This is a genomic window from Rhizobacter sp. (assembly GCF_031412075.1).
In the GTDB taxonomy this organism is placed as follows: domain Bacteria; phylum Pseudomonadota; class Gammaproteobacteria; order Burkholderiales; family Burkholderiaceae_C; genus Rhizobacter.
The window spans coordinates 1-4,387 of the sequence record NZ_JANOCG010000447.1; the positions used below are offsets into that span (position 1 = coordinate 1).

Sequence of the window (4,387 nt, forward strand, 5' to 3'; positions counted from 1 at the left end):
GACGAAGAGCTGGAGGTCTCGGCCATCCACGACGACAGCGGCTACCGCCGTGTGCGCGAAGCCTTGTCGCACCAATACGACCTGGGTGCACGCGAGCCCAACATCCAGGTCTGGAGCGTGAACCTGCGTGGCGACCGGTCGCTGACCTTGCGCCATGCGCAGCACAACGACCGACCCTTGCACGACGGCGCCAACGAGGTGCTCAAACACGTGGCGCGCCTGTGGGGCTTTGGCGTGCACCTCGAAAGCGTCAACGGCGCGGGCGAAGTGCAGCGTCGTTGGTCGGTGACGCCGACGGCCGAGTAGCGACGGCAGCCGGCACGCCGCTCAGTGCGTGCGGAACGAGCCGGTGGTCGTGCGCCGCGGGGGCTCCGACGCCGTTTCCCGCGCCACGGGCTGCGGGCTCGCGCCGAGGGTAATGGGCGGTAGGCCCAAGGCGCGGCGCATCTCGGCGAGCGACTTCTCCTGCTGCGTGCTGATCGACGCGCGCTGCGCATCGAGCTTCAGCGACTCCGCCAGTGTCGGTGTGCGGATCCCCGCCAGGCGCTCCGAGAGGAAAGCCTGCCACGCGGTGGCCTGCGGCACGAGCTGCTCCAGCACCGCGTTCTGGCGCTTGAAGGCGGGCTCGCGCAGATCCGCGGCCAGGGTCGTGAAGCGGTGGGTGCACGGGCAGGTGACCGCATTCAGCTGGTCGACGAGGAAATTCTTGCGATCGGGCAGGAAGACGTCGTGCAGCGCCGGTGACAGCGCATGGCCCTGGTTGCTGTCGAAGGCCGGGTTCGAGAGTTCGACCAGCGCAGCGGGCAAGGTCTCCACGTGCGCGAAATTGCCGAGCGAATTCGGCCAACTGGTGACGGTGGCGCCAGCGGGCGTGAGGGCCGGCCCGATGGCGTTGGGCGCGCGCAAGCCGAAGTCGTTGGGCTGGTGGCAACCGGCGCAACTCTGCGTGGTGGCGCGCCGCAGGAGCTGCTGCGCGGTCAGGCCGTGGGCGGCCGCGCCCGACTGAAGGCCGGTGCGGAAGGTGCTGATCGGCCCGGTCGCCGCATTGAACTGTGCCAGGTACTGGTCGTGCCAGATGTCGAACGGCGGCTGCGACGAGGGCGTGGCGAAGAGGGGCGAGAGCGGCGCCTGCGAGAAGCTCTGCGGTGCGTTGTGCGGCGTGGACACCGAATAGCCGATGCGCATCAGCGTCGGGTCGCTGAGCTGGGCGGTCTGCGCGAGGGTGCTGTTCTGGAAGGCCAGGGCTGCCGGGCTCAAGGGGTTGGCCGGTGTGTTGGCGAGATCTTCATTCCACAGCGTGCCCCAGGGATTGACCTTGACCGGGATCGGCACGATCTCGAACTTGCAGGGCGTGCTGCTGCAGTTGAGCGCGGTCTTGTACTCCTTGAGCATCCAGCGTGTCGTTTGCGCAAACTCGTTGGTGCGGATCTGCCCGCTGCCCGAGCCGCCGTAGGCACCGGTCGCGCCCTTGCTGCTGTAGTGGTCCACGTGCACCACCGGCCGCAAGCCAGGCAGCCCGGCGAAGAAGAACTCCTCGAGCTTGGCGGCGCGGTCGCTGGCCGAGCTCATGGCCGACAGCGACTTCCACATCTGCATCACCGGCTTGCAGCCGCTGCGGCAGCCCGGCGTGGGGTTGGGCAGCACGCCTTCGAAGATGATGAGATTGCGCGCGTCGGGCAAGGCCAGCAGCTCGCCGTAGACGATGCGGTACTCGCCGCAGTTGCGCCAGCCTTCGTGCGCGAGGTCGAGGCGGTTCACGAGCGCCAGCGGCACGAAGCCGCTGAATCGGTCGAAGGATCCGTTCATGCGGCTGTCGATCGCGGCATCGGTACCGACGGCCTTGTTGCCCTCTTCTCCCGAGTTGCGGGGCCGGCAGGCATGTGGCATGCCGTTCAGCGTGCCGCCCGCATCGCTGCATCGCGGGCCGGTGGTGATGGCCTGGGCAGCGGGGTTCTGGGTGTCCCAGAACTGCCGGAAGAGCGAGGCCCCCGTCGTGCCCGGTACCACCACCGACACCTGCGAGGCCAACTGGTCCATCGTGCGCTTGAGCGAGAAGTCGCGAGCCGTCAGCGTCGACATGTCGTGGACCATCAGCGAGCGGTGCGGGTCGATGTCGGCGGGCGAGGTGGGCGGCGACGGCAGGCACACCTTGGCGGAGATGTCGCGGTCGAGCAGGTCGAGTTTGTCGACGATGTTGAAGCGAAGAATGTTGTCGCGCTGGACCGGTGTGAGCCGCGGGTCGCCGGGGCTCACGCCGACGAGCTCGGTGGGCAATGGCGTGAAGCTTTGCGGTTGCCGGATCACCTGGGCCTGGGTCCCGGTGAGGGCGATGACCGACAGCAAGCCGATCAACGAACGGTTGAAGTTTTTCATGGAGTCTCCCTGTGGCTGGTTCAGCGTGCGCCGCTGGCGCGGCAAGGCACGCAGAGTCAGTCTAGGAACTCCTAACCCTCAATACTCATGTGATCTAGGGGGATCACGCGGTCCTAGGGGGAGCCCGTGTTTGAGGGGGTGTTGGGGCGCAGCGGCTCGTCGACGAAGGGCTGTACCACGCCAAGGAGCTTCTTCACGTACTCGTCTTTTTCACCCACTGGCGCCACGTAATGCAGCGCCTGCTCGGTGGCTTGCAGCCCCGCGCGCTTGAGCATCACCCAGGTGGCAAGGTACTGCGAGGCCATGCAGCCGCCGGCTGTGGCGACCGGGCCGCGGGCGTGAAAAGGCTCGTCGACCACGCGCACGCCGGCTTGCACCACCCAGGGCTTGGTGGTGCTGTCGGTGCAGGCGGGCATGTTGCCGATGAGGCCCAGGCGCGCGAGCAGCAGCGTGCCCGAACACTGCGCACCGATCAGCTGGCGCAGCGGGTCGAGCGTGAGCCGGTCCATCAGGGCCGAGTTTTCGGCGATGGCGCGGGTGTAGATGCCGCTGCCGAAGAGCACCACCTCGGCCTCGTTGGCAAACTCCAGCGGGCGCTGCACCTCCACGCTCACGCCATTAATCGAGGTGAGGTGGGTGCCGGGCCCGGTGATCTCGGCCGTGAAACCCTGCGGGCGCAGGCGGTTCAGCAGACCGAGCGCGATGAACGAGTCGAGCTCGTTGAAGCCGTCGAAGGTGACGATGGCCACCCGTGTCGGTACAGGCTCGGCGGCGCTCATCAGGTTTCCAGCAGGCTGCGCAGCATCCAGGCGGTCTGCTCGTGCACGGTGAGGCGCTGGGTGAGCAGGTCGGCGGTGGGTTCGTCACCGGCCTTGTCGGCCAGCGGGAAGATGCTGCGTGCGGTGCGTGCCACCGCCTCGTGGCCATCGACCAGCACGCGCACCATCTCCAGCGCCTTGGGCGGTGTGGTCGGGGCGTCCTTGATCGACGCCAGCGCGCTGAACTGTGCATACGAACCCGGCGCCGGGTAGCCCAGCGAACGGATGCGTTCGGCGATGGGGTCGACCGCGTTCCACAGCTCGGTGTACTGGCCCATGAACATCAGGTGCAGCGTGTTGAACATCGGCCCCGTCACGTTCCAGTGGAAGTTGTGGGTGGTGAGGTAGAGCGTGTAGGTGTCGGCGAGCAAGCGGCTCAGGCCGCCGGCGATCGCGCCGCGGTCTTTTTCGCTGATGCCGATGTTGATCTGCATGCCGCTGGCTGCGACGATGGGTTTGAGTTTTTTGGCCATGGGGTTCTTCCTCTGCGGGGGTCGGGTTCAAGAAACTCGGTGCACGCCTTCCAGCGGGCACGCGTAAATGGCATTGCGCAAGGCGGCAATCGCTTCGTAGCGGGTGAAGGTGCGCCGCCACGCCAGCACCACACGGCGGGTGGGCACCGGCTCGCTGAAAGCGACGTAGCGCACATGCGGCTGCTGGTCTTTCGGCACGCTCAGCTGCGGCACCACCGTCACGCCCATGCCCGAGGCCACCATGTACTTGATGGTCTCCAGCGACGAGCCTTCGAAGCTTTTGCGTATGCCTTCGGCAACGCTGGAGAAGCGGGCGTACTCGGGGCACACCTCCAGCACGTGGTCACGAAAACAGTGGCCGGTGCCGAGCAGCAGCATGGTTTCCTTTTTCAGCTCTTCGGCGCTGATGTGCTTGCGCTTGGCGAGTGGGTGGCTGGTGGGCACCGCCACCATGAAGGGCTCGTCGTAGAGCGGGGCCACCGCGAGGCCGGTGTCGGGAAAGGGCTCGGCGATGATGGCGCAGTCGAGCTCGCCGGTGCGCAGCATCTCGAGCAGCTTGACGGTGAAGTTCTCTTGCAATATCAGCGGCATCTGCGGCACGCGCTCGATGCACTGTTTCACCAGGTCAGGCAGCAGGTAGGGGCCGATGGTGTAGATCACGCCGAGACGCAGCGGGCCCGACACCGGGTCTTTGCCGCGTTTGGCGATCTCCTTGATGTTGGC

At 66.9% G+C, this 4,387-nt stretch carries 4 protein-coding genes and 1 pseudogene; 1 reads left to right on the forward strand and 4 read right to left on the reverse strand.

Translation table 11 applies throughout. The annotated features are described in order from the left end of the window. Nucleotides 1-306, forward strand: a pseudogene (locus RMO40_RS16985) (SpoVR family protein); the annotation flags it as partial. 21 nt (nucleotides 307-327) lie between these two features. Here RMO40_RS16985 and RMO40_RS16990 read toward each other — a convergent pair. The 4 genes from RMO40_RS16990 to RMO40_RS17005 form a co-directional block, all read right to left on the reverse strand. Continuing rightward, the gene (locus RMO40_RS16990; RefSeq protein ID WP_309723979.1) at nucleotides 328-2,373 is read right to left on the reverse strand and encodes a hypothetical protein; all 2,046 of its coding nucleotides are present in this window, start codon (nucleotides 2,371-2,373) and stop codon (nucleotides 328-330) included. Between the two features lie 113 nt (nucleotides 2,374-2,486). Then, nucleotides 2,487-3,152: an AraC family transcriptional regulator gene (locus RMO40_RS16995; protein ID WP_309723981.1), complete on the reverse strand. Its 666-nt coding sequence runs from the start codon at nucleotides 3,150-3,152 to the stop codon at nucleotides 2,487-2,489. Then, nucleotides 3,152-3,664, reverse strand: coding sequence for a ferritin-like domain-containing protein (locus tag RMO40_RS17000; protein WP_309723983.1), 513 nt, complete (start codon nucleotides 3,662-3,664; stop codon nucleotides 3,152-3,154). The genes RMO40_RS16995 and RMO40_RS17000 overlap by 1 nt, the downstream gene beginning before the upstream one ends. A 27-nt stretch (nucleotides 3,665-3,691) precedes the next feature. Then, nucleotides 3,692-4,387: LysR substrate-binding domain-containing protein (locus tag RMO40_RS17005; protein WP_309723986.1), on the reverse strand; the 696-nt coding region annotated here is incomplete at its 5' end.